Annotated in this window: 22 protein-coding genes; 4 read left to right on the top strand and 18 right to left on the bottom strand. The window is 40.8% G+C overall.

Annotated features, from left to right (window positions below):
• Positions 1–33: 33 nt before the first annotated feature.
• The 4 genes from purA to EXH44_RS08710 form a co-directional block, all read right to left on the bottom strand.
• A complete protein-coding gene (gene purA, locus EXH44_RS08695) occupies positions 34–1,332 on the bottom strand; it encodes an adenylosuccinate synthase (RefSeq protein WP_162857114.1) in 1,299 nt (432 codons plus the stop codon).
• Positions 1,333–1,475: 143 nt separating this feature from the next.
• A complete protein-coding gene (gene hflC, locus EXH44_RS08700; RefSeq protein ID WP_162857115.1) occupies positions 1,476–2,363 on the bottom strand; it encodes a protease modulator HflC in 888 nt (295 codons plus the stop codon).
• Positions 2,364–2,365: 2 nt separating this feature from the next.
• Positions 2,366–3,586 carry an FtsH protease activity modulator HflK gene (gene hflK, locus EXH44_RS08705; RefSeq protein WP_162857116.1) on the bottom strand — a complete coding sequence of 407 codons (1,221 nt, stop codon included), beginning with the start codon at positions 3,584–3,586 and terminating at the stop codon, positions 2,366–2,368.
• Positions 3,587–3,686: 100 nt separating this feature from the next.
• On the bottom strand, positions 3,687–4,766 hold the full coding sequence (locus tag EXH44_RS08710) for an MBL fold metallo-hydrolase (RefSeq protein WP_162857117.1): 1,080 nt from the start codon (positions 4,764–4,766) through the stop codon (positions 3,687–3,689).
• A 195-nt stretch (positions 4,767–4,961) separates the two neighbouring features.
• Here EXH44_RS08710 and EXH44_RS08715 point away from each other — a divergent pair, with 195 nt between their 5' ends.
• Both EXH44_RS08715 and trxA read left to right on the top strand, forming a co-directional pair.
• Positions 4,962–6,269: a nucleobase:cation symporter-2 family protein gene (locus tag EXH44_RS08715; RefSeq protein ID WP_135674280.1), complete on the top strand. Its 1,308-nt coding sequence runs from the start codon at positions 4,962–4,964 to the stop codon at positions 6,267–6,269.
• Between the two features lie 115 nt (positions 6,270–6,384).
• Positions 6,385–6,699, top strand: a complete 315-nt coding sequence (gene trxA / locus EXH44_RS08720) for a thioredoxin (RefSeq protein WP_162857118.1) — start codon at positions 6,385–6,387, stop codon at positions 6,697–6,699.
• A gap of 99 nt (positions 6,700–6,798) precedes the next feature.
• Here the strand turns inward: trxA and EXH44_RS08725 are convergent, their stop codons facing one another.
• From EXH44_RS08725 to lptF, 10 genes are all read right to left on the bottom strand, one after another.
• Positions 6,799–7,680, bottom strand: coding sequence for an NAD(+) kinase (locus tag EXH44_RS08725; RefSeq protein ID WP_162857119.1), 882 nt, complete (start codon positions 7,678–7,680; stop codon positions 6,799–6,801).
• Between the two features lie 134 nt (positions 7,681–7,814).
• A complete protein-coding gene (locus tag EXH44_RS08730) occupies positions 7,815–9,248 on the bottom strand; it encodes an SLC13 family permease (RefSeq protein ID WP_162857120.1) in 1,434 nt (477 codons plus the stop codon).
• Between the two features lie 114 nt (positions 9,249–9,362).
• Positions 9,363–10,580, bottom strand: coding sequence for an N-acetylmuramoyl-L-alanine amidase (locus tag EXH44_RS08735; RefSeq protein ID WP_162857121.1), 1,218 nt, complete (start codon positions 10,578–10,580; stop codon positions 9,363–9,365).
• A gap of 8 nt (positions 10,581–10,588) precedes the next feature.
• On the bottom strand, positions 10,589–11,080 hold the full coding sequence (gene tsaE / locus EXH44_RS08740; RefSeq protein ID WP_162857122.1) for a tRNA (adenosine(37)-N6)-threonylcarbamoyltransferase complex ATPase subunit type 1 TsaE: 492 nt from the start codon (positions 11,078–11,080) through the stop codon (positions 10,589–10,591).
• Between the two features lie 5 nt (positions 11,081–11,085).
• Complete coding sequence (gene orn, locus EXH44_RS08745; RefSeq protein ID WP_162857123.1) at positions 11,086–11,637, bottom strand: oligoribonuclease; 552 nt, start codon at positions 11,635–11,637, stop codon at positions 11,086–11,088.
• A gap of 28 nt (positions 11,638–11,665) precedes the next feature.
• Entirely contained in the window at positions 11,666–12,142 is a 477-nt protein-coding gene (gene coaD, locus EXH44_RS08750) for a pantetheine-phosphate adenylyltransferase (RefSeq protein WP_162857124.1), read from the bottom strand.
• Position 12,143: 1 nt separating this feature from the next.
• Complete coding sequence (gene waaA, locus EXH44_RS08755) at positions 12,144–13,424, bottom strand: lipid IV(A) 3-deoxy-D-manno-octulosonic acid transferase (RefSeq protein WP_162857125.1); 1,281 nt, start codon at positions 13,422–13,424, stop codon at positions 12,144–12,146.
• Positions 13,425–13,438: 14 nt separating this feature from the next.
• Complete coding sequence (gene dnaE, locus EXH44_RS08760; RefSeq protein WP_162857126.1) at positions 13,439–16,915, bottom strand: DNA polymerase III subunit alpha; 3,477 nt, start codon at positions 16,913–16,915, stop codon at positions 13,439–13,441.
• Positions 16,916–16,926: 11 nt separating this feature from the next.
• Complete coding sequence (gene lptG / locus EXH44_RS08765; RefSeq protein WP_162857127.1) at positions 16,927–17,994, bottom strand: LPS export ABC transporter permease LptG; 1,068 nt, start codon at positions 17,992–17,994, stop codon at positions 16,927–16,929.
• Positions 17,991–19,091 carry an LPS export ABC transporter permease LptF gene (gene lptF, locus EXH44_RS08770; RefSeq protein WP_162857128.1) on the bottom strand — a complete coding sequence of 367 codons (1,101 nt, stop codon included), beginning with the start codon at positions 19,089–19,091 and terminating at the stop codon, positions 17,991–17,993. The genes lptG and lptF overlap by 4 nt, the downstream gene beginning before the upstream one ends.
• A gap of 181 nt (positions 19,092–19,272) precedes the next feature.
• On the opposite strand from lptF, the gene pepA reads away from it, so the two are divergent.
• Positions 19,273–20,769 (top strand): leucyl aminopeptidase, encoded by a 1,497-nt coding sequence (pepA, locus tag EXH44_RS08775; RefSeq protein WP_162857129.1) that lies wholly within the window; start codon positions 19,273–19,275, stop codon positions 20,767–20,769.
• Positions 20,770–20,969: 200 nt separating this feature from the next.
• Entirely contained in the window at positions 20,970–22,349 is a 1,380-nt protein-coding gene (trhP, locus tag EXH44_RS08780) for a prephenate-dependent tRNA uridine(34) hydroxylase TrhP (RefSeq protein ID WP_162857130.1), read from the top strand.
• A gap of 91 nt (positions 22,350–22,440) precedes the next feature.
• Here the strand turns inward: trhP and EXH44_RS08785 are convergent, their stop codons facing one another.
• The 4 genes from EXH44_RS08785 to lspA all read right to left on the bottom strand — a co-directional run bounded on the left by EXH44_RS08785 (position 22,441) and on the right by lspA (position 26,820).
• Positions 22,441–23,454 (bottom strand): ABC transporter ATP-binding protein, encoded by a 1,014-nt coding sequence (locus EXH44_RS08785; protein ID WP_162857131.1) that lies wholly within the window; start codon positions 23,452–23,454, stop codon positions 22,441–22,443.
• A 1-nt stretch (position 23,455) separates the two neighbouring features.
• The gene (locus tag EXH44_RS08790) at positions 23,456–25,108 is read right to left on the bottom strand and encodes an ABC transporter permease (RefSeq protein ID WP_162857132.1); all 1,653 of its coding nucleotides are present in this window, start codon (positions 25,106–25,108) and stop codon (positions 23,456–23,458) included.
• 93 nt (positions 25,109–25,201) lie between these two features.
• Positions 25,202–26,224: a Fe(3+) ABC transporter substrate-binding protein gene (locus tag EXH44_RS08795; RefSeq protein WP_162857133.1), complete on the bottom strand. Its 1,023-nt coding sequence runs from the start codon at positions 26,222–26,224 to the stop codon at positions 25,202–25,204.
• Between the two features lie 89 nt (positions 26,225–26,313).
• Positions 26,314–26,820 carry a signal peptidase II gene (gene lspA, locus EXH44_RS08800; RefSeq protein ID WP_111750189.1) on the bottom strand — a complete coding sequence of 169 codons (507 nt, stop codon included), beginning with the start codon at positions 26,818–26,820 and terminating at the stop codon, positions 26,314–26,316.
• Positions 26,821–26,840: the final 20 nt, after the last annotated feature.

Here is a 26,840-nt window from a genome sequence, read left to right on the forward strand (position 1 = left end):
TTACATAATACTGTTGTTATCGTTAATATCTAATTACTCTGCAAACGGATCACGTAAAATCATTGTTTCAATACGGTCTGGGCCAGTTGAAAGAATATCGACTGGCACACCTAAAACTTCCTCAATGCGTTTGATGTAGTTGATCGCATTTTGCGGTAAATCTTCTAATTTAGTCACACGGAAAGTATTCTCTTTCCAACCAGGTAAGGTTTCATAAATCGGTTCAACCCCTTCCCAGTCTGCCGCCGCAAGCGGTGAGTATTCTACGATTTCGCCATTTGGTAATTTGTATGCCACGCAGATTTTTAACTCATCAAAGCCATCAAGTACGTCTAATTTGGTCATACAGAAGCCTGAGATTGAGTTAATTTGAATTGCACGGCGAACGGCAACAGCATCGAACCAACCGCAACGACGTGGGCGACCAGTGACTGCACCAAATTCGTTACCTTTACGAGCAATTTCTGCACCGACTTCATCAAAAAGTTCAGTAGTGAACGGACCTGAACCCACACGAGTACAGTAGGCTTTGATGATACCTAATACATAATCTAAATTACGCGGCCCGAAGCCAGAACCCGTTGCAACACCACCAGCAGTCGTATTTGAACTGGTTACAAATGGATAAGTACCGTGGTCAATGTCTAACATTGTGCCTTGCGCACCTTCAAACAGGATATTGTCGCCATTGGCTCGTGCTTTGTGTAATAGGGTTGTAATATCTGCAACCATACCTGTGATGATGTCTGCTACCGCAAAAACATCATCTAAGGTTTTTTGATAATCAACAGGTTCAACTTTGTAGTAGTGAACCAATTGGAAGTTGTAATATTCCAAAATAGTTTTTAATTTTTCAGCGAAAGTTTCACGGTTGAATAGATCGCTGACACGCAGACCACGACGAGCGACTTTATCTTCGTAAGCAGGGCCGATACCACGACCTGTTGTGCCGATTTTGTTTTTACCTAATGCCGCTTCACGAGCGTGATCCATTGCAACGTGATATGGCAGAATTAATGGGCAAGCCTCAGAGATTTTTAAACGGTCACGCACATTGATACCACGAGATTCTAATTCGCCCATTTCTTGCATTAATGCTGATGGGGAAAGCACTACGCCGTTGCCGATTAAGCAGGTCACGTTTTCACGTAAAATACCTGATGGAATAAGGCGAAGTACGGTTTTTTCGCCATTGATAATTAAGGTGTGACCTGCATTGTGTCCACCTTGGTAACGAACCACATATTTCACACGATCCGTTAATAAATCTACGATTTTGCCTTTACCTTCATCGCCCCATTGAGCACCAAGGATTGCAACACTTTTACCCATAATAAATTGCCTCTTTTAGTTAGGTTTAGTGAATGTCAAAAGCATACAAGCGGTTAGATTTTGCAGGAATTTTGCAAATTTGTTGTAGCTTCTTATATATTTAAAGATAAAAAAGACCCGATTTGACGGGTCTTTGGATATAACTATTTTGTAGGTGCTTTCATAAAGCGGAAAAATTCGCTGTCTGGTTTAAGCAACATCATATTGTTTGAGCCTGCGGCAAAACTTTCTTCATAAGCTTTTAGGCTACGCACAAAACTGTAAAATTCAGGTTCTTGTTTAAATGCTTCAGCATAGATTTTAGCCGCTTCTGCATCACCTTGACCTTTCAGCTCTTCGGCGGTTTTATTTGCATTGGCTAAAATCAGCACCACTTTTTTATCAACATCAGCACGAATAAATTCCGCTTTTTCTTCACCTTGTGAGCGATGCTCACGAGCAACGGCAGCACGTTCAGCTTGCATGCGTTGATAAATAGAGGCTGATACTTCATTTGGTAAGTTGATCTGTTTTACACGCACATCAACTACTTCAATCCCTAAACGTTCTGCACCATCTTCGCCGTCATTCAAGGCTTTTTGTGCCCCTGCCATCAGTTCACCACGAGAACCTGAAACGATATCTTTAATGGTACGAGAACCGATTTCAGAACGTAAACGGTCATTGACTTTACGTTGTAATAGGGTGGATGCTTTTTGTGTATCGCCACCTGTTGAAGTATAGAATTGACCAAAATCGCTGATTTTCCATTTCACATAAGAGTCCACTAGCAAGTCTTTTTTCTCGACTGTGACAAAGCGGTCTTCTTGTCCATCAAGGGTTTGAATACGAGCATCTAAGGTTTTTAGTTGATCGATAACAGGCACTTTAAAGTGTAAACCAGGTTCATAGACAATTACTTTATTATCCGCATCACGATGAACCTTGTTAAAACGCAACATAATGCCACGCTGACCTTCTTGTACCACGATAACCGATTGGAAAAGGATAAATGCCACAACAGCTAAAACAGGTAAAAGTAATTTACGCATTCTTAAAATCTCCCTTTACGAGTTGTTTCGCCTTGTTCTTGCTCTACAACTGGTTGTGCTGGTGTCGTAGGTTGAACAGGCTGTGGCTGTTGTTGAATAACTGGCTGTGTTGGTTGTGCTTTGACTGGTGCATTAGTCGCAGGTTGTCCCATTAATTTATCAATAGGTAATACCGCTAAATTATTGCTATTTGAGCCATCCATCATCAGCTTAGGCGTATTCTTCATCACTTTTTCCATGGTTTGAATATATAAGCGATCACGAGTGACTTCTGGTGCAGCTTTATATTCCGGCAGTAATTTTGAAAAACGTTCTACTTCACCTCGAGCATTTAATACAACTTGCTCTTTATAGGCATTCGCTTGCTCTAAAATACGCTGTGCTTGACCACGCGCAATCGGCTCTTGCCCTCTTGCGTAGGCTTCTGCTTCACGAATTAAACGTTGTTCATCTTCTTGTGCTTTGATTGCATCATCAAATGCTGCTTTCACTTCTTCTGGCGGGCGAGCGTATTGGAAGTTCACATCGGTGATATATAACCCCATATCATAGTTTTTAATGATATCACGTAGTGCATTCCACGTTCTTTCACGCACAATCGCACGACCTGTGGTTAAAATATCGTCCATGGTCATGTGACCAATCACATAACGCAATGCACTATCTGTCGCTTGTTTTAAGCTATCATCAGGTTTAGTCACGCTAAAGAGATATTTTGCAGGATCTTCAATACGGTATTGAACGGTCATTTCTACCAATACCATATTTTCATCTTGGGTTAGCATAGAGCCGTTAGTTCTCAGTTCTAACACACGTTCAATATTGACAGGGGTAACATCATCAATAAAGGTTGGTTTCCAGTTTAAACCTGGCATAACGATTTCGTGTAATTTACCAAAACGGGTCACGACACCACGTTCTGCCTCTTGAACTGTATAGAATCCTGAAGCACCCCATACCACTAAGCCTAAGCCCAGTAATACAGGTAAGAATTTCCCTGCAGAAACAGATGGGCGGTTATTTTGGTTTGAGCCATTGCCTTTACCACCACCCATTTTTTTCAATAAGCTATTGAAAACCTCTTCTAAATCAGGCGGTTGTTGCTCATTTGATTGTTTATTCGGCTCTTTCTCTTGCCCCGAATGTTGCTGTTCTTGTTCAGGCTTTTTTTGCCCTGGTTTACCCCAAGGATCTTGTTGATTGCCTGATTCGTTCCACGACATAACGTTCTCCAAAGTTAAATTTTTCTTCGCAAATGTTAATAAAATGCAAGCGTTTGATTGTACCTATTTACAAAACTTTTGGCTAGGTTGAATATGTAAATTATTTCACATCGTGCCACCAATGTTCTGTTTTACTCTCTTTGCTAAAGACTTCACCCAAAAGAGGCGTGACTGTTTTAATCCCTTGTTGTTCAACCAATGGAATACTGCGTTTGACAGGATCGTCCCATTCGTGAATAGAGAGCGGATAAGCCCCCCAATGTACTGGCATAAAGCGTTTTGCCTTAAGTAAACCGACCGCTTGTGCAGTTTGTTCGGGTAGCATATGGCTATCAATCCACGTTGGGTTATATTGCCCATTTTCAACGAAAGCTAAATCAAATTCGCCGAAACGTTCAGCAATTTGGCTAAATTGAGAGCCGTCGCCAAAGGACGTATCTCCCGAATAATAAAATTGTTCCGATGTGGTTTTAAACACATAACCAACCCATAGACTTTTATTTCGGTCAAAGAGTTCTCGCCCTGTGTTATGTCTTGCGGGTACGGCTGAAATCTGAATGTCATCAAGCTGAGTATATTGCCACCAATCTAATTCTTGAATACGCTCAGGTTCAATTCCCCATTTTTGCAGAATAACGCCGACACCAAGCGGTACGATAAAGCGAGTTTTTTGCGAACGATAATGTTCAATAACCGATTTATCCAAATGATCATAATGATTGTGGCTTAATATAATCACATCAACTGGCGGAATATCTTCTAACTTCGCAGGGGCGGGCTGAAAGCGTTTCATCATAATCGGCACAGGGGAAGCATATTGAGCAAATACAGGGTCGATAAAAATCGTTTTGCCTGAGATATGTGCCAACAAAGAGCTGTGTCCAAACCAAATAAATTTTGCCTGTTCATCCGATGTTAAAAATTGCTCAAAATCAGGTTTGATACTCGGTAATGGCGATTTAGGGGCAAAACGTTCCGCATTAAAAACCATATCCCATAAAGCACTACGCATTTTACTACCGTCAATTTCGCCTTCTGGAATGAGATTAAAGAAAGTACCTGTTTGAGCGGAGTAGTGATCGCTTTCAGGATAACTTGGATAGCGATCGGGGTATAACCAATATACCGCACCTGCAATGAGGGCGGTCAAAGAAAATAGTGATTTTTTAAATAATGTCATAGTCAATCCGAGAGTTAAGGAAGGTCATAATGTGAGAGAGCCATCTTGCTATTTCAAGGGATAGAATTAAAACTTGCAAAATTTTACAAAAATCTTACCGCTTGTATTGCGCAAACGTTTGCCTTAAGGGTGAAAATCCGTATAATGCACGCCAATTTTTCCCCCTTTCTATTCACTCACTTAACTTATTTTTATATGCAAAACATTCTTTATCCTGTAGATTCAAAACCTCCCTTTGGATTAACGTTATTATTAGCAGCTCAACACTTGTTAGCAGCACTTGGTGGCATTATTGCCGTTCCTTTAGTTTTAGGGGCAGTACTTAAGTTACCAACGGAAGATACTATTGTTTTAGTCAATGCTGCCTTATTAATTTCAGGTGTGGTGACCATTATTCAATGTCAAGGGGTTGGACCTATCGGCTTGCGTTTACCAAGCGTGATGGGAACAAGTTTTACCTTCGTTGCTGCTGCGATTGCTATCGGTTTTGAACACGGCGTGGCAGGCATTTTAGGTTCATCTTTAGTCGGATCGCTGGTGATGATTATCGGCAGTTTCTTTATGCCTTATGTGCGTAAATTATTCCCACCGATTGTAACGGGTGTTGTGGTTATGATGATCGGTTTAAGCCTTGTGCCTGTCGCGGTGGACTGGTTCGCAGGAGGTCAGCGTGGCGATGCACACTATGCTGATCCGGCAAATCTTGCTATGGCAACCTTTGTGTTAATTGTGGTTGTCGGTTTAGTGCAATGGGGCAAAGGCATTTTCTCTGCCGCTGCAATTGTGATTGGCATTATGGTCGGCTATGTAGTGGCATTAGCATTAGGCTGGATTAACTTTGACAGCGTAAAAAATGCGGATATCGTTGCCGTTCCACAACCACTTCATTTTGGTTTATCTTTCCCAATCGCAGGGATTATCGGAATGAGCATTGCCTATTTAGTGACGATTGTTGAATCAAGCGGTAATTTCCTTGCTTTAGGTAACGCAACTCAAACAGAAATTACAGGGAAACATTTACGTGGTGGCGTATTATGTGACGGCTTAGGCTCAGCATTAGCGGCGATTATGTCTACCACGCCATTCTCTTCTTTCTCACAAAATATCGGCGTGATTTCACTGACAGGCGTTGCAAGTCGCTATGTTGTAACCGTCATGGGGGTATTATTAGTGCTTGCGGGTATCTTCCCTGTTTTTGGAGCATTAATCGTCTCTATTCCAATGCCAGTATTAGGTGGTGCAGGCTTAATGATGTTTGCCATGATTATCGCAGCGGGTATTCAAATGCTTGATAAAGTAGAACGTAGCAAACGTAACGGCTTAATTATTGCCATCTCTATCGGTTGTGGTTTAGCGGTAACAACTCGTCCAGAGTTACTTGATAAATTACCAAGCTTTGTCAAAGAGATTTTTGGCTCAGGTATTACGGTTGGATCATTACTTGCGTTAATTTTGAATTTGGTACTTCCAAATGACAAAGAAGAAACGAAAGTAGAACATTAATTGGTGTAATTGGCAAAATCTTACTTGAAATTTTGTTGATTTATCCCTATCTTGTGCACATCTTAACGTCTCAGGGAATCTGAGACGTTTCTCATTCATTAAATAAGGAACAATTATGACTACTGTAATTCATACAACTGATGCAACTTTTGAACAAGACGTATTAAAATCTGACGTGCCTGTATTATTAGATTTCTGGGCACCTTGGTGTGGTCCTTGCCGTGCAATCGGTCCAGTTTTAGATGATTTAGCGGCACAACTTGGCGATAAAGTGCGTATCGTTAAAATGAACGTTGATGAAAACCAACAAATCCCAGCAGAATTTGGTGTGCGTAGCATTCCATACTTACTGATTTTCAAAAATGGTGAAGTGGTTGCTCAACAAGTTGGTGCACAAAACTTACCTGCGTTTTTAGAAAAATTAGCGTAATCGGCTAATAAAGCACAAAAGCGAATTGTACAGAGATGTCAATTCGCTTTTTTGTTTGATACAAGCGGTCAGATTTTGGCAAAATTTTGCAAATCTACCTTAAAAGAGTTTACTCAACCAACCTAATTTAGAGCCTAACACATTGAAGTAATTATAATCTTTAAGATGTAAGAGTTTTAGACTGTCAGGGCTTTTCTGCACAATGATACGTTCTTCCGCACTGAAAGGTAGTAAACGTTGGCTGTCACAGCTGACCACTAAATTTGGCTGATTATATTGTGCAAACCGCATAGAAATATGGCTATCTCCATCGACAACAAGTGGACGAGATGAAAGACTATGTGGATTCATTGGTACTAAAGCAATCGCATTGAGATTTGGGGTAAGAATAGGCCCACCTGCCGAGAGAGAATAAGCTGTTGAACCTGTCGGTGTTGAGATAATCAATCCGTCGGAGCGTTGTGAAAAGGCAAATTTGCCATCAATACTCACTTCAAAATCAATGGTTCGAGCAATTTGGCTAGAGTGTATGACAACTTCATTTAATGCATTGTTTGTCTCGATGACTTTTCCATTTTGTTCAATTTTAACTTCTAATAGGAAGCGATCTTCAATAATAAATTCTCCTCGCTCAAGACAACTATGAAGCTGTTCAAAGGCGGTTTGTGGTGCTATATCAGTTAAAAATCCAAGATTTCCGCGGTTAATACCAATAAGTGGAACGTGGTATTTTGCTAGTTGACGAGCCATACCTAGCATATTGCCGTCTCCACCAATGACAATAACTAAGTCTGCCCATTCTCCAATTTCAGCGATAGTTGCTGCATTTGGAAGATTGAGCTGTTTCGCAATATTGGTTTCTACTAGCACATTATATTGTCTATCTTTTAGCCAGTTGTAAACTGCTAAATGGGTTTCGAGTGCAATATCATGACGTGGTTTTCCGACAATCGCAATGGTTTGAAATTTTCGTTGAATCATATAAGTTATTTATAACAAATAAAGTTGCCATATGGTATTACGCAATAGCATATTTGTCATCTTTCTTAGGGGAAAATATGAATGAAAACGGAAATAAATCAGGTGGATGATAAAATCCACCTGATTCTAATGGCTTAATAAAGTACACCAATAATGAACCAAACCCAAAGAATACTTAAGGCGGGGCCCAGCAATCCAACGACTGTGCCACCTAAGCGGAACTCCGATTGTTGAATCAATCCTGTACTAAAAGCGATAGCATTTGGTGGGGTAGATACAGGTAAAAATAAAGCGCAAGATGCACTTAAACCGATGACTAAAGGCAAGATAATAGGGTTGGCATCACTACCAAATGCTGTGAGTAAGGATAAGGCGACAGGGATTAATATTGTCGTTGCAGCGGTGTTACTCATAAAGTTAGAAAGAAGAACGGTAATGAAACCAAAGAGAATCATTAAAGAGACAAATCCCACATTAAGATGGCTAATTTTCTCTACGAAATGGGATGCAATATTTTGCTCTTCAATCGCAAGTCCAAGTGCAAGGCCGCCTGCAACCAACATAAGTGTATCCCAAGGTAGTTTACGAATGTCATCTCCGTCTAATACACCAAGCATGGTTAAGCCAACAATCGGAATACCAGCTGCGGCAGCTACAGGCATACCAATCCATTTTGATGTCAGCCAGCAGAATAAGGTAACACTTAAAATCGTTACTACAATCCATTTTTGTGTTTTTTCTTCTTCTGAATCGTTTTCAGGAATATGGGTAATAAAATCTAATTTAAGCTCTGTTTGTTCTTTAATTCGATAACGGACTATCAGCACTCGCCAAAAAATATAGAGAAGTAAAAAGGCAATAGGAGTACCAAGTAACATCCATTCTAAAAAGCTGACAGAATATCCTGCATTTTCTAAAGCACCAACGGCAATCGCATTAGGCGGAGAACCAATGATCGTTCCCATACCGCCAATAGATGCTGCAGCGGGGATACCTAAAAGTAGTGCGCGTGATAGATTCGCTTTTTTATCTAAATTAACAAAAATTGGGCTAATAGTCGCGATCATCATAGCGGTTGTTGCAGTATTGCTCATAAACATAGACATGAGAGCAGTAATAAACATTAATCCCCATAAGACATTTTTGGGATCTTGTCCAAATTTTGGTAATAAATATTTAAGTAAAAGGGTATCTAATTCAGTTTTTTTCATTGCCTCAGCTAAAAAGAAACCACCGAGGAAAAGCCAAATTACACTATCAGACCAAGTTTGAAGATATTTCATCGCGTTTTGTGCATCTTCTCGCCCCATAATAAGCACTAAAAAACCGATGATGAGAATGCCAACAGAAAAAGGCGGTATTGCCTCTGTTACCCATAGAAAAATGGCTAAAAAGAGTAAAAAGAGGACTTGATTTTGTGTTTGGGTAAAGGTCTCATCTGAAAGTATATTTGATATAGCAAAAGCAAAGATGATCGAAAAAATGAAAAACAGTACTTTACGCTTTCTAGCAAGAGCAAGAGGATATTGAGTAAGCTTCTTCAATGAAGCATAACGGGAATCAGCCATGTTAGTCTCCAAGAAATTACTAAGATGGCTTCATTTTACAAAAGGTGATGAGTAGAAAATGTGATCACATTCAAATTGTAAAAAAAATAGCGACCTATTGGTCGCTATTTTGATTTATTTCAATTTTAACTTCTTGCCAACCACAATTTTATTCTCTTTGATATTGTTTAATTGACTTAATTTTTCCGGCGTTGTTTTATACATTCTCGCAATCGAATAAAGGGTTTCATCTTGCTGCACTACATGGAAAGAAGCATTCGGGTTTACCACCTTTTCAGGTTTTGAATCTAATTTTTCTTCTTTTGTGTTTTTGCTTGATTTTGTCTCTTTATTCTCTTTTGCTTCTTTAGATGTACTCTCTTTTTTATTTACAACGTCTGTTTTATTTTTTTCTCCCGCTGATTTTGATTTATCTTTGGTTGTTTGTTTTTCTTTAGTAGTTGAACTGTTCTCTTGTTTAGTCTTTTTCTCAGAGGCATTATTGGATTTTACTGATTTAGTCTCAGTTTCTTTATTTTCCGCTTTTTTCTCTGCTTTTACTTCTTTATACACAGCGCCGCTACTTTGACTTGGTGATTTTCGGCGATATTCTACAAGTCCTTGGTAAATCGCTTGAGCAACTTGGCGGCGATAAGCTTTTGTTGCCAGTTTTTGTTCTTCCACCACATTAGATAAGAACCCCGTTTCTACTAAAATGGATGGAATATCTGGAGAACGTAATACACTTAAGCTTGCGTGTTGTGGTGCACTTTTAGCAAGCTGAGTGATATTTCGCATCTTTCCTAACACCGTTTTACCTAATTCATAGCCTGAACGTTGCGAATGAGAAAATTGCAAGTCTAAGACGGTTTGGTTGAGATAACGTTCTTGATTACTGGATAATACGGAACCAGCCCCCCCGAGTAATTCAGACTGTTTTTCATGATCTTCTAACCATTTCCCCAACTCATCATTCGCACGACGATTGGATAAGACCCAAACAGATGCTCCACGTAAATTATCTGAACTTGGTGAGGAATCTGCATGGATAGAGACTAAATAATCTGCTCTATTTTTACGGGCGATTTCAGTACGATCTGGGAGCTGGATAAAATAGTCCCCATTACGTGTCATCACAGCCTTAAAGTTAGGATCGGCATCTAATAATGCTTTGAGTTCTCTGGCAATAGACAGGGTAACTTCTTTCTCTTTAATCCCTAAATTTTTACCAATCGCGCCAGGATCTTTACCACCATGGCCTGCATCAATTGCAATAGTAAGTCTTGCCTGAACAGACAGGCTCATGAATAACGTCATTGTGCCAAGACAAAAATAATGTAATAACTTCTGCATAACGAGTCCTAAGCGGTATGATTTTGGGGTAAATTTACTAAAATTTGGTTTGCTTGTTGATTTTGCGGTATAAGCTGAATCGTTCTGCCTATGTCCGCATACTCAATTTGAATAATAAAATCAGCATCGGGAATCATGCCTTCGCCGCGGCTTGCCCATTCTAATAAGCAAACAGTCTGTGGGCGGAAATAATCGCGTATTCCCATAAATTCTAATTCTTCAGGATCACTTAAACGGTAGAGATCAAAATGATATAACGCATAAGGAGCTAAATGATACTCTTCCACTAAGGTATAAGTGGGACTTTTTACATTGCCATTATGCCCAAAAGCACGAACAATGCTCCGTGTGAGTGTCGTTTTCCCTGCACCGAGTTCGCCGTTTAGATAAATCACAAAAGACGTGTTTTGATTGACATCTAAACCTTGTTTTAATTCCATTGCAAAACGATGACCGAAATCTAGCATCTCTTCTTCGGTCACAAAATAAAGTGACATCATTATCGTTAATCTAAATTAATAAAATGGCTACGATAGAATTTTAATTCTTCAATCGATTCTTTAATATCATCTAAAGCCAAGTGGCTATTTTTCTTACTGAATTGCTTTAACATTTCAGGCTTCCAACGGCTTGCGAGTTCTTTTAATGTACTCACATCTAAATGACGGTAGTGGAAGTAATCCGCTAGATCTGGCATATATTTATAAAGAAAACGCTTATCTTGTGCAATGCTATTACCACAAATCGGCGAAGCGCCTTTCGGTACCCATTTTTTCAAAAAATCTAAGGTTTGTAATTCGGCAGCGCGTTCGGTTAATTTGCTCTGTTTTACTCGCTCAACAAGTCCATTTTCTGTGTGAGTTTTAACGCACCATTCGCTCATTTTGTTTAATAATTCATCTGATTGATGTACAGCAAGCACAGGACCTTCAGCCAAAATATTCAGATCTTTATCCGTGATGATCGTGGCGATTTCAATAATACGTTCTTTTTCAGGATCAAGCCCTGTCATTTCGAGATCGATCCAAATTAAATTTTGTTTATCTTGTTGGCTCATTCTATTTCTCTATTTGTAAAATTTTCACTTAATCTAACCGCTTGAGCGCATCAACTACTACGGGTGGCACAAATTGTGCAACATCACCTTGATGTCGATAGATTTCTCTAATCATAGTAGATGATAAATAACGCCATTCGACTGCAGGTGGAAGGAAGATGGTCTCTAAATTCCCCGAAAGCTTTTGGTTAAGTTGTGCAAGCTGAATTTCATATTCTATGTCATCTGCGCCCCGAATACCACGAACTAAACTTGTTGCTCCATATTCTTTTGCAAAATCAACGAGAAGTCCACTAAAGCCAATGACTTCGACATTTTTTAAGTGTTGGCAACTCTGTTTGACCAATTCAACACGTTGTTCGAGACTAAATAGCGGTTGCTTTGATGGATTTTTTGCCACCGCCACAATCACTTTGCCAAACAATCGGCTACTACGTTGAATAATGTCTAAATGCCCATTGGTAATAGGGTCAAAAGTACCCGCATAAATCACAGTTTGTTGCATATTATTTCTCTAAATAAGGGGAGAGTAGTTCAAGATGACGAGCTAGTGCACCTTGATTTTCTTGAAGCACTTCAAACCCTGCTTGGCTGATATGTTTACCTAGTTCTGGGTACTCAAAGAAATAATTTACAGCATTAACAATGGCAGAGACATCGCTTTGAATTTCGATCACTCCTTTGACTTCACGTAATTTCGCAAAAATTTCAGGGAAATTGAAAGTATGTACACCAGAAATCACAGGAAGTTCAAAAGCAATCGGCTCTAACGGATTATGTCCTCCGTGTTTGACTAAACTTCCACCAACAAATGCCACTTGTGCTAATCCGTAGAGTAACATCATTTCTCCCATCGTATCTCCAAATAAGACAGATGTTGTACTTTGTAATGGTTGTTGTGAAGAACGAGTGACATAGGCTACTTGCATTTTTTGTAGCAATGTTTCAACTGAATCAAATCGTTCAGGATGTCTCGGCACTAAAATCAGCACTAAATTAGGATAAAGTGTAAGAAGCTGCTTATGCGCTTCGAGCAACATTTTTTCTTCCCCTTCATGAGTACTACCTGCAATCCAGACTGGGCGATGAATAAGCTGAAGTTGTTGAGCTGTCTCTTTAACTTTTATACGTAAACTTTCTGTGATCTCTAAGTCAAATTTAAGATTCCCAGTATTAACCAAACGTTTTGGATCAAAACCTAATTGAATATACCGATCGGCACTGACTTTATCTTGCGCTAAAATCATATCAATTTCGTCAAACATGGTTTGAAGATAAGGTTTAATCCAGCCATAACGTTTTGCGGAGCGTGGCGAAAGACGAGCATTGGCGATCACAAAAGGGATTTGACGTTGATGTATTTGTCTAATTAGATTCGGCCACAATTCTGTTTCAATCACAATGACGAGCTTGGGTTCAATAAAGTCTAAAAAACGTTGAATCGCATCAGGCAAATCATAGGGCAGATAAAAATGTGAAACGGTGTCCCCAAAAGCTGCTCTGACTCTAGCAGAGCCTGTAGGAGTGACCGTAGTGACTGTTATTGCTAGATGTGGATATTTTTCTTGAATCGTGCGAATTAAAGGTGTGGCAGCAATCACCTCACCAACGGAGGCTGCATGCACAACAATACCTTTTTTTTGTGGCTTAACTTCATCACCATAAAAGCCATAACGCTCATTTAAGCGTTTACGATAACCTGGTGCTTTTCTGCCTTTTTTCCACATTAAAAAAAGCACAAAAGGCTGAATGAGATAGCCTAAAAAGGTATAAATTAAACGTAACATAGATTTCCCAATCTCTATTCAAATTCTAATTCTACGGCACTTTCGCCAAGAAATGCTTTTAATTGCATCAGCATTGTTTCTTTTGGGGTAACGCGCCATTCAACACCGCTACGCAATAATACACGTCCTTCAGGGCTTTGATAATAGAAATGCAATGGCAATGTTCCTTCTTTATAAGGCTCAATAATAGCGGTCAGATCTTTAACAAATTTTGCAGAAAGTTGCTCTTGATTAATCGCAAGGGCTAAGCTTTTCGCACAACGGCTACGAGCGTCATCAAGGGTAATTAATTCACGGGCAGACATTTTCAATCCACCGCTGAAATCATCATGCTGTACCGAACCTGTTGCAATAATAATTTGATCTTTTTGCAGTAAGTCACCAAAGTTCTCTAAAGCTTCTGAAAATAACGTAATATCCAATTTCCCCGCTCGATCTTCAATGGTTGCAATACCAATTCGGCTACCTTTCTTGGTAACAGCAATACGTGATGACATAATCATGCCTGCCACAGTCGCAGTTTGCCCCCGATAGGTTGGCTGTAATTCATTCAGTTTACGTGGTGCATAATGAGACAGCTCTTTTAAGAAACGTCCGACAGGGTGTCCGCTCAAATATAAACCTAGCGTTGCTTTTTCATTATCCAAAATGGTCTGCTCAGTCCATTTTGGCGTGTTGGCATAGGCATTTTGAACTTCTTCGGGGGTTTCGGTTAGTACGCCAAACATATCACTCTGTCCAAGGGCTTCCATTTTATTATGTTGATCGGAAGCTCTAAGGGCATCTTCTAAATTTTTCATCAATGCCGCACGGTGAGGCCCCAGTTTATCGAAAGCCCCTGCCATAATTAGCCCTTCAAAAGTGCGGCGATTGACTTTTCTTAAATCAACCCGAGCAGTTAGATCGAACAGATCTTTGAAAATCCCGTCTTTATTTCGGGCCTCTAACATCGCATCAATCGGGCCTTCGCCTACGCCTTTGATTGCCCCTAAACCATAGACAATTTCGCCTTTTTCATTGACACTAAAACGGTGTTTACCGCTGTTAATATCAGGCGGAACAACGGTTAATCCCATATTGATACATTCATCATAGAAACCGACGATTTTATCGGTGTTATCCATCTCTGAAGTCATCACCGCCGCCATAAACTCCGCTGGGTAATGGGTTTTGAGCCATAAGGTTTGATACGACACCAACGCATAAGCCGCTGAGTGCGATTTATTAAAGCCGTAGCCTGCGAATTTTTCTACCAAGTCGAAGATTTTCATCGCTAATTCGCCATCAATCCCCTGCTTCTTCGCCCCTTCTTCAAAGGTCGCCCGTTGAGCCGCCATCTCTTCTGGCTTTTTCTTACCCATAGCACGACGCAGTAAATCCGCACCGCCGAGCGTATAGCCAGCCAACACCTGTGCAATCTGCATGACTTGCTCTTGATAAACGATAATGCCATAAGTTGGCTCTAAAATCGGTTGAAGCGACTCGTGCTGATACTGGGCATCAGGATAGGCAATCGGCTCTTTGCCGTGTTTACGGTCAATAAAGTTCTGCACCATTCCCGACTCAAGTGGACCTGGACGGAATAAGGCTACCAACGCAATAATATCTTCAAAGTTACTTGGTTGTAGGCGTGAAATCAGATCTTTCATACCCCGTGACTCTAGCTGGAATACTGCTGTCGTTTTGGCTGCTTTTAATAATTTAAAGGCTTTTTCATCATCAAGGGGAATACTTTCAATCCGAACTGGCGGTTTGCCTTCTTTTTCCAAGCGTTGATTAATCATTTCTAACGCCCATTTGATGATCGTCAGCGTACGTAAACCCAAGAAGTCAAATTTAACCAAGCCAGCATATTCCACATCATTTTTATCGAAGTGGGTCACAGGGTGTAAACCGTAAGAGTCGCAGTAAAGTGGCGAAAAATCGGTAATCGCCGTTGGGGCAATCACCACCCCCCCTGCGTGTTTACCTGCATTACGTGTTACCCCTTCGAGCTTACGAGCCATATCAATCAAGGCTTTCACTTCTTCATCAGTATCATAAAGCTCAGGCAATTTTGGTTCAGCTTCAAAGGCTTTTGCCAAGGTCATACCAGGGTCAGGGGGGATCAATTTAGAAATGCGATCCACAAAGCTATAAGGGTGTCCAAGCACACGCCCCACATCTCGAATAACCGCTTTTGCCGCCATAGTACCAAAGGTGATAATCTGCGACACCGCTTGGCGACCATAGGTTTCCGACACGTGTTCAATCACACGATCTCGCCCGTCCATACAGAAATCCACATCAAAATCGGGCATCGAAACCCGTTCCGGATTTAAGAAACGTTCAAAGAGTAAGTCAAATTCAAGGGGATCAAGATCGGTAATTTTCAACGCATAAGCAACCAAGGATCCTGCCCCAGAACCACGCCCCGGTCCGACAGGAATATCGTTATCTTTTGACCACTGAATAAATTCCATCACAATCAAGAAGTAGCCAGGGAAGCCCATTTGGTTGATCACGTCCAATTCGACTTGCAATCTTTCATCATAAACAGACCGCTTGTCTGCTCGCACTTCAGGATCCGGAAATAAAAATACCAAACGCTCTTCCAAACCTTCTTTGGCTTTTTTGACTAAAAAATCTTCAGTGGAAAGCTCGCCCGTCGGGAAATTCGGTAAGAAATATTCCCCTAAGCGAATAGTGACATTACAACGTTGAGCAATAAATAAGGTATTTTCAATCGCCTGTGGCAAATCGACAAACAACTGACACATTTCGTCTTCTGAACGGAAGTATTGCTGTTCCGAATATTTTTGTGGGCGTTTAGGATCGTCTAACGTAAAACTGTCGTGAATGGCGACACGGATTTCGTGGGCTTCAAAATCGTCCTGTTTTAAAAACATCACATCATTGACAGCCACCAACGGAATTGCAAATTTTTGCGAAAAAGTGACCGCTTGTTGAATATAACGTTCTTCATCACTTCTCCCTGTTCGACAAAGGGAAAGATAATAATGATTATGGAAATAACGTTGATAAAAAGCCAAAAGCTGTTCGGCTTCTTGCTGATTTTCTTTCAATAATGCCTTACCTACATCGCCATTGCGACCGCCTGAAAGCAAAATCACGCCTTCATTATGTTCTGCCAGCCACGCTTTTTCCACCACAGGAAATTCCACATAGCCTTGTTGATAAGCCTTTGAAAGTAAAAGGGTAATGTTATGATAACCGGTATTATTTTTGGCTAAAAGGGTAAGTTCGTATAACTCTTCACTCTCAGGTTCAGGGCGAACCATCACATCTGCCCCAACAATCGGCTTCACCCCAGATCCTAAGGCTTCACCATAAAAACGCACCAAGCCACAGAAGTTAGTAAAATCGGTCAATGCCATTGCGACCATATTGTTGGCAACACAGGCTTTAATTAACGGCTTCACTTTCGCCAAGCCATTAATCATTGAGAAATCACTGTGTACTTTCAGATGAACAAAACGAGGTTGGGACATAGGTTCTTTAATTAATCACGTTTTTTATTTAATAGCCACCAAACGGCACTTAAGCAGATAAGACTTGGTATTAACGCTCCAACAGGCACTGGTAGCCAAGAGAAGACAAGGCTGAGATTACCAAACACAATATCGGAAACATAGAATACGAAGCCTGCTAAGATCCCGATAACAATTTTTGCCCCCATCGTACTACTGCGTAGTGGACCAAAAATAAAGGAAATCGCAAGTAACATCATTACCGCCATTGAAATAGGCTGAAAAACTTTACGCCAGAAAGTGATCTCAAAACGTTTTGGATCTTGCCCTGTCTCTTTAAGGAAACCGACATAATCCGCCAAGCCTGAAATAGACAACGATTCTGGTTTTAATGACACAATGCCCAATTTACTTGGAGTGATACTGGTTTGCCATTTTTGATCTGTTTCTCTCGTTTGGATAATTCTATTTTCTTGAATCTCTGATTTCTCGACTTGCTGAAGTATCCAGCCTTGTTCCGAATAGACAGCCTTAGATGCTTGTTTAATCGACTGTAATTCGCGACCATCAAAATGGTAAATTAATAAATTATTTAGATTACGCTCATCTTGAATTTGGCGAATATAGATAAAATCATTGCCATCTTTCGCCCAAAATCCGCCTTGAGTTGCGAGCATTGAACCACCGCTTTGAGCAATAGAACGCATATTTCTCGCATACTGTTCCGTTTGCGGAACGCCCCATTCGCCCATAACCATGGTCATAATCATCAATGGAATAGCGGTTTTCATCACGGCTAAGCCAATACGAAAACGAGAGAATCCCGCCGATTGCATAACAACTAATTCACTACGGCTCGCTAAACCGCCTAATCCCATTAATGAGCCGAGTAAAGCTGCAATAGGAAAGAAAGTTTCTATATCTTTAGGAATAGTTAAGATAGTGTAATAAGCTGCGTGCAAGCCATCGTAATTTCCTTGTCCAACGGCACGAAACTCTTCAACAAACTTAATAATTGCCCCAAGTCCTACGAGCATAAATAGTGTAAGCATAATGGAAGCAAGAATGGTTTTACCAATATAACGCTCTAATACATTCATTTACTTGCCACCTTTTGACTTGAAAAACGATAACGTAAAGCTGAAAGCCATTTGCTATCCCAACTATTTAATATAATGCCTAAGATTAAAAATGCGACCGAAACGGCTGGCATCAGAAGTGAAACATCCACTTTCCCTGAACTTCCTGCGGATTTCAGCGAGCTTTGTAATAAGAAGTAGATTAAATAGAGTAGCAATGCGGGTAATAATTTTGCAAAACGTCCTTGTCTTGGGTTCACGCTACTCATTGGAACCGCGAGTAGCGCCATTAATGGAACCGCAAAAATCAAGGCAAAACGCCATTGAAGCTCTGCTTTGGCTTCCTTTGAATTATCATTGATTAATTTCTGAAAATCGGCACGTTGGACTAACTTTTCATCCGTTTCTACATTTTGATAACCTAAATAAGCAGTGTAATTATCAAAATGTGAAATACGGAAGTCAGCAGCTTGAGGCGTGCCTTCATAACGTACACTGTTCTTTAAATTAAGTAGCTGGTCACCATTTGGTAAGCCTTGCAATTCTCCAGATTCTGCTACGACCACAGACGGTTTATTTTTCTTTTGTTGGTCGGGTTGGAAAACATAAATATCATTTATCGAGTTATCTTGGATGTTATCAATAAATAAAACATAGCCTCCAGCAGACATAAATTGTCCAGCAGATAGTGCCGCAAAACGCGGATTTGCTTTTGCATCAGCAAGCATTTCACTCTGTTTATTAATTGCCCAAGGCGTGAGATAAAACACATTATAGACAGCGATTGCTGTGGTAAAGAGCGATAAAAATAGGGCAGATTTTACTAATAGCCCTTGACCTACGCCGCAAGCACGCATAACTGTAATTTCACTTTCAGCGTATAAACGACCTAAAGTAAGCAATAGGGCAATAAAGAGCGATAATGGCAACATCAGCTGTGCCATGGTCGGCATACCCAATCCGAGTAAGCTTAACACTAAGTCTGTTGGGACTTTTCCACTTACCGCAGAGCTTAACACGCGCACTAATTGTTGGCAGAAGAAAATCACTAACAGTATGAAAAGTATAGCAATTTGGCTTTTAAAAATTTCTTTCGTTAAATATCGACTTAAAATCACGACAAAGTTCTCATTTTGACAATTTATCGCTTGCAATTTTTAAGCAAGCAGGTAGCTTTACGACCTGTATTTTGATTGCAAGTTCAAGCGGTCTGATTTTGGTAAAATTTTGCAAAAAAGTCACCGCTTGCAAAATGCGTAATCATACCCTTTTATACAAAAAAAATCACGGGAGTATTGTATGGAATTTAGCGTTAAAAATGGATCTGTTGAAAAACAACGTACAGGCTGTCTTGTTGTTGGGGTGTATGAACCCCGTCGCCTATCGCCTGCGGCGGAACAATTAGATAAATTAAGTGACGGCTATTTAAGCAATTTATTGCGTAAAGGCGATTTAGAAGGGCGTGTTGGGCAAACGTTATTGCTACATAATGTCCCCAACGTTCCTGCAGATCGCGTGTTATTAGTCGGCTGTGGCAAAGAGCGAGAGCTGACTGAACGCCAGTACAAACAAACCATTCAAAAAATGGTACAAGTGATTAACGACACAGGTTCAACGGAAGCGATCTGTTTCTTAACCGAATTGCACGTCAAAGCTCGTTCGGTGTATTGGAATATCCGCTTTGCGATTGAAGCAATTCAAGAAAACGGCTACCAATATAACGAATTTAAGAGCGTAAAACCTGAAATCCGCCGTGAACTCCGCAAAATTGTGTTTAATATCGCCAACCGTAAAGATTTAACCGTAGCAGAACAAGCGGTTGAACACGGCAAAGCGATTGCATCAGGCGTGATCTTCGCCAAAAATGTCGCTAACTGTCCGCCAAATGTCTGCAACCCGAAATATTTATCCGAATTAGCAAAAGGATTAGCCAAAGAATACGATAACATCACCACCACCGTACTGGACGAAAAAGAGATGGCAGCATTACAAATGAACGCTTATCTTGCCGTTTCCCGTGGTTCTGAAAATGAGGCTTACCTTTCTATCATCGAATATAAAGGCTCTCCAAATCCTGCAGCCAAACCGATTGTTCTTGTCGGTAAAGGCTTAACCTTTGACACAGGGGGTATTTCTATTAAACCGTCCGACGCAATGGACGAAATGAAATACGATATGGGCGGTGCGGCTTCTGTTTATGGCACAATGAAAGCCATTGCAGAAATGAAATTGCCATTAAATGTGATCGGCGTACTCGCAGGTTGTGAAAATATGCCCGACGGCAACGCTTATCGCCCGGGTGATATTCTAACCACCATGTCAGGCTTAACCGTTGAAGTGTTGAATACTGACGCAGAAGGGCGTTTGGTGTTATGTGATACTTTAACCTATGTCGAACGTTTCGATCCTGAATTAGTGATTGATGTCGCCACACTCACAGGGGCGTGTATGATCGCACTTGGCAACCACAACAGCGGATTGATTTCACCAAATAACGCGCTTGCGAATGATTTATTAAATGCCGCAGAACAAGCGGACGACAAAGCGTGGCGTTTACCGATGGGCGAAGAGTATCAAGAGCAGCTTAAATCCAACTTTGCCGATCTCGCCAATATCGGAGGGCGTTTAGGCGGTGCGATTACGGCTGGGGTATTTCTATCCAACTTCACTAAAAAATACACTTGGGCACACTTAGATATTGCAGGCACGGCGTGGAAATCGGGTGCAGCCAAAGGTGCCACAGGCAGACCGGTACCGTTGTTGAGTCAGTTTTTAATTAATAAAGCGGGTGTTTAACCTGTTTGTCTCCTAAATACAAGCGGTCAGTTAGGCTCTAAAATTTGCAAATTTTAAGTCGAAACCGACCGCTTGTAATGGCGGAATTTTCACTAAACAAACATATAATTCTTAACCCAAAGGCGTTATTCCGTTAGAATAACGCCTTTTTACGCTTTCCTTCAGGAAAGCCCTGGCTTGTTATCAGAAAGAGAATCCAAATGTTACAACATAAACCAGAACTTTTATCACCAGCAGGCACGCTGAAAAATATGCGTTATGCCTTTGCTTACGGGGCTGATGCCGTTTATGCAGGGCAGCCACGTTACAGCTTGCGTGTTCGCAATAACGAATTTAACCACGCTAATTTGAAAATCGGTATTGATGAAGCTCACGCACTCGGCAAAAAATTCTATGTGGTGGTCAATATCGCTCCACATAATTCCAAACTCAAAACCTTCATTAAAGATCTGCAAGCCGTTGTGGATATGAAGCCCGATGCGTTAATTATGTCTGACCCAGGCTTGATTATGTTGGTGCGTGAACATTTCCCGGAAATGGATATTCACCTTTCCGTACAAGCTAACGCAGTAAACTGGGCGACGGTGAAATTCTGGAAACAGATGGGATTAACCCGTGTCATTCTTTCCCGTGAGCTTTCCATTGAAGAAATCGCAGAAATTCGTGAGCAAGTGCCTGATATGGAAATTGAAATTTTCGTCCACGGGGCGTTATGTATGGCATATTCAGGACGTTGCTTATTGTCTGGCTATATCAATAAACGTGATCCGAACCAAGGTACTTGTACCAACGCTTGTCGCTGGGAATATCAGGTGGAAGAAGGTAAAGTGGATGATGTTGGTAATATCGTGTCGAAAATCGATCCGGAACAGCAGATTGAAATTAAAAATGTCGCACCAACCTTAGGCGAAGGCGATACCACGAGCAAAGTTTTCCTGCTTGCCGAAACGCAAAAACCGGATGAGCAAATGACCGCTTTTGAAGATGAACACGGCACCTACATTATGAACTCAAAAGATTTGCGTGCGGTGCAACACGTTGAGAAACTAACCCAAATTGGCGTACATTCCTTAAAAATTGAAGGTCGAACTAAATCGTTTTACTATTGTGCAAGAACCGCTCAAGTTTACCGCAAGGCGATTGATGATGCGGCAGCAGGCAAGCCTTTTGATGAAAGTTTAATGGATACGTTAGAATCCTTGGCACACCGTGGTTATACGGAAGGTTTCTTACGTCGCCATACCCACGATGAATACCAAAATTACGATTACGGCTATTCGATTTCAGAACGCCAACAGTTTGTTGGCGAATTTACTGGCAAACGCAATGCGGAAGGTATGGCGGAAGTTGCTGTGAAAAATAAATTCTTACTTGGCGATGAAGTCGAAATGATGACCCCGAAAGGCAATATCGTATTCAAAATCGAACGAATGTTAAACCGCAAAAATGAAGCTGTTGATGCAGGTTTAGGCGATGGACATTTTGTCTTTTTAGATGTACCAGCCGATGTTGAATTAGATTATGCCTTATTGATGCGTAATTTAGTCGATGCAAATACCAGAAATCCGCATAACTCATAAATAATACAAGCGGTCACTTTCTCAAACTTTTTTGCAAAATTTTAGGGGAAAGTGACCGCTTGTAAAATTAAGAACTTATGTGTGAATCTTTTTATCTTTGAAACAAAACCAACTCTCTCATCTGGAAACTTACCGATACTTTTGCTTGTAGCGACAAATCCGCTGTTTGGTAAGCGGTGACATTTGTGCCGTTTATTGCGATTTGGTAACGGTAGAATTGCCCTAAGAACAGTTTTTCAATCACCACACCTTGCCCGTTGTCATCGGCTTTCAGGGTAATCTGCTCTGGGCGGAGCAACCAATGATAGTCGCCAAGCGGATACTCGATCTCAGGGAATTGATAAGTACCAATCGGGCTTTCAAGGAAGTGATTTTCTAACACTTTGCACGGCAGGTAGTTTGTACCACCTAAAAAGTCAGCAACAAAAGCGTTCACTGGGGAGTGGTAAAGTTCGGTTGGCGTACCGAATTGTACGATCTTACCCTGATCCATCACCGCAATTTTATCGGCAAAGGCAAAGGCTTCTTCTTTGCTGTGGGTGACGAAAATCGCAGGAACTTTTTGGCTTTTTAAGATCTGTTTAATCTCTTGGATCATCGCATAGCGAGTTTGGCTGTCGATGTTGGAAAAGGGTTCATCGAGCAGTAATAATTCAGGTTCACAAGCTAAAGCGCGGGCAATGGCGACACGCTGTTGCTGTCCGCCAGAGAGTTCGTGTGGGAAGCGTCCTTCAAAGCCTTGTAGTTTCACCACCGATAACATCTGTTGGGTGCAACAATGTTGGTCGGATTTACACATTTTGCATAAGCCGAATTGAATATTTTGTGCCACCGTTAAATGCGGAAAGAGGGCGTAATCTTGGAAAATCAACCCGATTTGACGCTGTTCAATCGGTTTTTTCTGTAAATCTTCCCCAGCAAGAAAAATGTTGCCTTCGCTAATCGGAAGCAAACCCGCAATCGCTTTTAGTAGCGTCGTTTTGCCACAACCGCTTGCCCCCAATAGACAGACGATTTCATTTTCGCCTACGGCAAGATCGAGGGATTTTAGTACCACATTGTCGTCAAATTGACAGCTCAAATTTTGAATATCAAGTAATTTCATATTAACGTTCTTTTTGCGATTGAGAGATTAACGAACGGGTCAGCCAAATAACAGGGATTAATCCGACTAACACCAACACAATGGCTGGCAAGGCGGCTCGCTCTAATTGTTCGTCCGAAGTAAAGGTGAAAACGTGGGTCGCTAGGGTATCAAAGTTGAACGGTCGCAATAACAGTGACGCATTTAACTCTTTCATACTTTCAATAAAGACCATTAAGCCCGCGGTAATAATCCCTTTGGTAATCAAGGGGATATGCACACTTTTAAACATTGATAAGCCTGTTTTTCCCATTGTTTGGCTTGCCATATCCAACGACGGTGAAATTTTGCCGAGTGAGGTTTCAAGGCTACCGATTGCCATTGCAGAGAAGCGGATCACATAGGCAAGGACTAAGGCAAACAGTGAACCGGAAAAAATCAAGCCGACAGGGGAAAGATCTAAGGATTTCAGTAAGGCGTGTAGTTGGTGATCGGCAAAGGTCAATGGCGACAACAAGCCGATTGCCAGTACAGTCCCTGGAATGGCATAGCCTAATGACGAAAATTGTAACGACAAGCGGGTCGATTTCGCCCAAAATCTGCGATTGGCCGACAGACGATGAGCAAAATGCAGTAACAGAGCAAGGGCAACGGTAATGATCGAGGCAATAATAGATACTTTCAAGCTATTTAAGGCAAATTGCACAAAATCTAAATTCCACGACTGTTCAAAATAGTGGAAAGACCAATAGATTAATCGCCCAAATGGAATAAAGAACGCCAATGCCAGCAACCCCCAGCACCAGCCTTGTGCAAGCCACAGTTTCCAGCCGGTGAGCTGTTTGAACGAGGTTTTCTTTTCATAGCCACGCTGATAGCTTTTTTGTTTGCGACGGCTGTATTGTTCAAGGCTGATAAACAGAAAAATCATCAGCAACATAAAAATGGAAATACGGCTTGCCGTGCCGAGATCTTGAAAGCCGAGCCACGAGTCGTAGATGGCAGTCGTCAAAGTTGGCACTGCAAAATAGGACACAGTGCCGAAATCGCCTAAGGTTTCCATTGCGACTAACGCCATACCGACAGCAATCGCAGGGCGAATTAAAGGGAAAGTAATTTTACGGAAAATATCCGCCGGCGACGAACCTAACATTCTGGCACTGTGAGTGAGGTTTTCGGATTGTTCTAATAATGCCACTCGAGCCAGTAAGAAAATATAAGGGTAGAGTACAAGGGCAAGCACAAAGCAAGCACCGTAAAGGGTACGGATTTTCGGAAACCAATAATCGTGCGGTGTTTGCCAACCGAAAATACCACGTAACATTTCCTGAAATGCCCCAGAATAGTCGAGTAAATCGGTATAAAGGTAAGCGATTAAATAAGCAGGCATTGCTAACGGCAAGCAAAGCAACCATTGAAGCGTTTTTTGCCCACAGAATTGATAATTTGCAACGATCCAAGCGGACGGTAGTGCAAAAAAAAGTGCAAGGACGACAGTGCCTAAGACTAACAGGCTTGAGTTAAGCAGATAAGTGCCTAGCATTGTATCCCAAAGATGAACGAGATTTTCCATTTCACCTTCAAAAGCGTGATAGCCAATGGCAAGCAACGGAAGAAGGATTAACAGCGTAGTTGCAAGGGCAGAAAGTTGCCAAGGTAAATAGGAATTTTTCATTGAGATCTCTATAAACGTTGTAGGGGCGAAATACTTTTCGCCCCTGTTAATTTGAGGCAAACATCATTTGCCCCTATGACTATTTTTTATAAATTATTTTGCAAAATCGTCAAATTTAACTTCATCAACAAGTTTTAACGCTTGTTCGTAGTTTTTCGCAATCGCTTCAAGTTTGATCGCATCGGCAGAGTATTCACCCCAACCTTTTACTAATGCAGAACGCTCAACACCCGGTTTTACTGGATATTCATGGTTAAGTTCCGCATATAAGCTTTGTGCTTTATCACCACTTAAAAACTCAATTAACTTAACAGCATTTGCTTTATTTGGTGAATGTTTAGCAAGCGCTACTGCACTGATGTTTACGTGAGTGCCGTATTGACCATCTGGGAAGTTGATGATTGCTGACTCTGCCCAAGATTTTTGTTTTTCATCTTCGAGCATTTTACCATAGTAATAGCTGTTTCCTAAAGCGTAATCACAGATACCTTCTTTGATTGCTTTTACTTGGTCACGGTCGCCACCTTGTGGTTTTTGTGCAAGATTTGCTTTTAATCCTTCTAAGAACGCTTTAGTTTTCTCTACACCATAATGTTCAATCATTGCTGCGAAGAGAGATACATTGTATGAGTTTTTGCCTGAACGTACGCATACTTTGCCTTTGAATTCAGGTTTGGCTAAATCTAAGTAATCAAAGCCCGCTGGTAATTTGCCAACACGATCTTTTGAGGTATAAATCACACGTGCACGTGATGTTAAACCGAACCATTCACCGTTTGAATCACGGAATTGTGCGGGAATATTTTTTTCTAACGTTTTTGAGTCAATTTTTTGTGCAAGTCCTGCCTTTACAATTTCCATTACACGACTAATATCAACGGTCAAAAGTACATCAGCAGGGCTTAATTCCCCTTCTTTTTTAACACGCTCAACTAAGCCTTTATCTGCAAAGATCACGTTTACTTTGATACCTGTTTGTTTTTCAAAGTCTTTTAACATCGGCTCAATTAAGTACGGCTGACGGTAAGAGTAAACATTGACTTCGTTTGATGCTAATGCAGAAGTTGAAATGACAGATGATAATGCTAACGCAAGGAAAGAAAGTGATTTTTTCATAAAATATCCTCAAAGAGAGAAAATGATAACCTACTAAAATAGTAAGCGTTTACAAAACGTGGCAAGTTTAAAGTTTTCATTATTTTATGTCAATAAGAACTATTTTTATTTACATAAGGCGTTGTTATTGCTTTTTCTTCTTGATAAGAATTGACAAATAAACTACACACCCCGACAAAAATAAAGACATCTGCAAGGTTGAAAATCGGATAATGCCACGTTTTCCAAAAAAGATGTAAATAATCCACCACATAGCCACGAAAAGCACGGTCAATCCCATTTGCTAAACCGCCCCCGATAATTAACGCGTAGCCCACATTTTCCCATTGAGATTTGGCTTTATTTTGATAAAGTAAATATGTCAAAAAGCCCGAAATAAATAACGCTAATCCTAAGAAAAAATAGGTCTGCCAGCCCGATTGGTCGGCTAAAAAGCTAAAGGCTGCCCCATAATTTCTTGCATAGGTTAAATTAAAAAATGGCAAGAGATTAATGCTTTCTGATAGCTCAAAACGTTCAACCACAAGCTGTTTGACACCTAAATCAATCAATATCGCAATCAGGCTTAACCATAGCCATTTTAATGCTGTTTTCATTTGAATTTTCCTTGAAAAAA

The sequence above is a fragment of the Actinobacillus indolicus genome (assembly GCF_004519515.1).
GTDB lineage: Bacteria > Pseudomonadota > Gammaproteobacteria > Enterobacterales > Pasteurellaceae > Glaesserella > Glaesserella indolica_A.

Excerpts from the sequence above, each read along its gene's own strand:
- purA (WP_162857114.1), bottom strand. The coding sequence starts at position 1,332 with ATGGGTAAAAGTGTTGCAATCCTTGGTGCTCAATGGGGCGATGAAGGT.
- hflC (WP_162857115.1), bottom strand. The coding sequence starts at position 2,363 with ATGCGTAAATTACTTTTACCTGTTTTAGCTGTTGTGGCATTTATCCTT.
- hflK (WP_162857116.1), bottom strand. The coding sequence starts at position 3,586 with ATGTCGTGGAACGAATCAGGCAATCAACAAGATCCTTGGGGTAAACCA.
- EXH44_RS08710 (WP_162857117.1), bottom strand. The coding sequence starts at position 4,766 with ATGACATTATTTAAAAAATCACTATTTTCTTTGACCGCCCTCATTGCA.
- EXH44_RS08715 (WP_135674280.1), top strand. The coding sequence starts at position 4,962 with ATGCAAAACATTCTTTATCCTGTAGATTCAAAACCTCCCTTTGGATTA.
- trxA (WP_162857118.1), top strand. The coding sequence starts at position 6,385 with ATGACTACTGTAATTCATACAACTGATGCAACTTTTGAACAAGACGTA.
- EXH44_RS08725 (WP_162857119.1), bottom strand. The coding sequence starts at position 7,680 with ATGATTCAACGAAAATTTCAAACCATTGCGATTGTCGGAAAACCACGT.
- EXH44_RS08730 (WP_162857120.1), bottom strand. The coding sequence starts at position 9,248 with ATGGCTGATTCCCGTTATGCTTCATTGAAGAAGCTTACTCAATATCCT.
- EXH44_RS08735 (WP_162857121.1), bottom strand. The coding sequence starts at position 10,580 with ATGCAGAAGTTATTACATTATTTTTGTCTTGGCACAATGACGTTATTC.
- tsaE (WP_162857122.1), bottom strand. The coding sequence starts at position 11,080 with ATGATGTCACTTTATTTTGTGACCGAAGAAGAGATGCTAGATTTCGGT.
- orn (WP_162857123.1), bottom strand. The coding sequence starts at position 11,637 with ATGAGCCAACAAGATAAACAAAATTTAATTTGGATCGATCTCGAAATG.
- coaD (WP_162857124.1), bottom strand. The coding sequence starts at position 12,142 with ATGCAACAAACTGTGATTTATGCGGGTACTTTTGACCCTATTACCAAT.
- waaA (WP_162857125.1), bottom strand. The coding sequence starts at position 13,424 with ATGTTACGTTTAATTTATACCTTTTTAGGCTATCTCATTCAGCCTTTT.
- dnaE (WP_162857126.1), bottom strand. The coding sequence starts at position 16,915 with ATGTCCCAACCTCGTTTTGTTCATCTGAAAGTACACAGTGATTTCTCA.
- lptG (WP_162857127.1), bottom strand. The coding sequence starts at position 17,994 with ATGAATGTATTAGAGCGTTATATTGGTAAAACCATTCTTGCTTCCATT.
- pepA (WP_162857129.1), top strand. The coding sequence starts at position 19,273 with ATGGAATTTAGCGTTAAAAATGGATCTGTTGAAAAACAACGTACAGGC.
- trhP (WP_162857130.1), top strand. The coding sequence starts at position 20,970 with ATGTTACAACATAAACCAGAACTTTTATCACCAGCAGGCACGCTGAAA.
- EXH44_RS08785 (WP_162857131.1), bottom strand. The coding sequence starts at position 23,454 with ATGAAATTACTTGATATTCAAAATTTGAGCTGTCAATTTGACGACAAT.
- EXH44_RS08790 (WP_162857132.1), bottom strand. The coding sequence starts at position 25,108 with ATGAAAAATTCCTATTTACCTTGGCAACTTTCTGCCCTTGCAACTACG.
- EXH44_RS08795 (WP_162857133.1), bottom strand. The coding sequence starts at position 26,224 with ATGAAAAAATCACTTTCTTTCCTTGCGTTAGCATTATCATCTGTCATT.
- lspA (WP_111750189.1), bottom strand. The coding sequence starts at position 26,820 with ATGAAAACAGCATTAAAATGGCTATGGTTAAGCCTGATTGCGATATTG.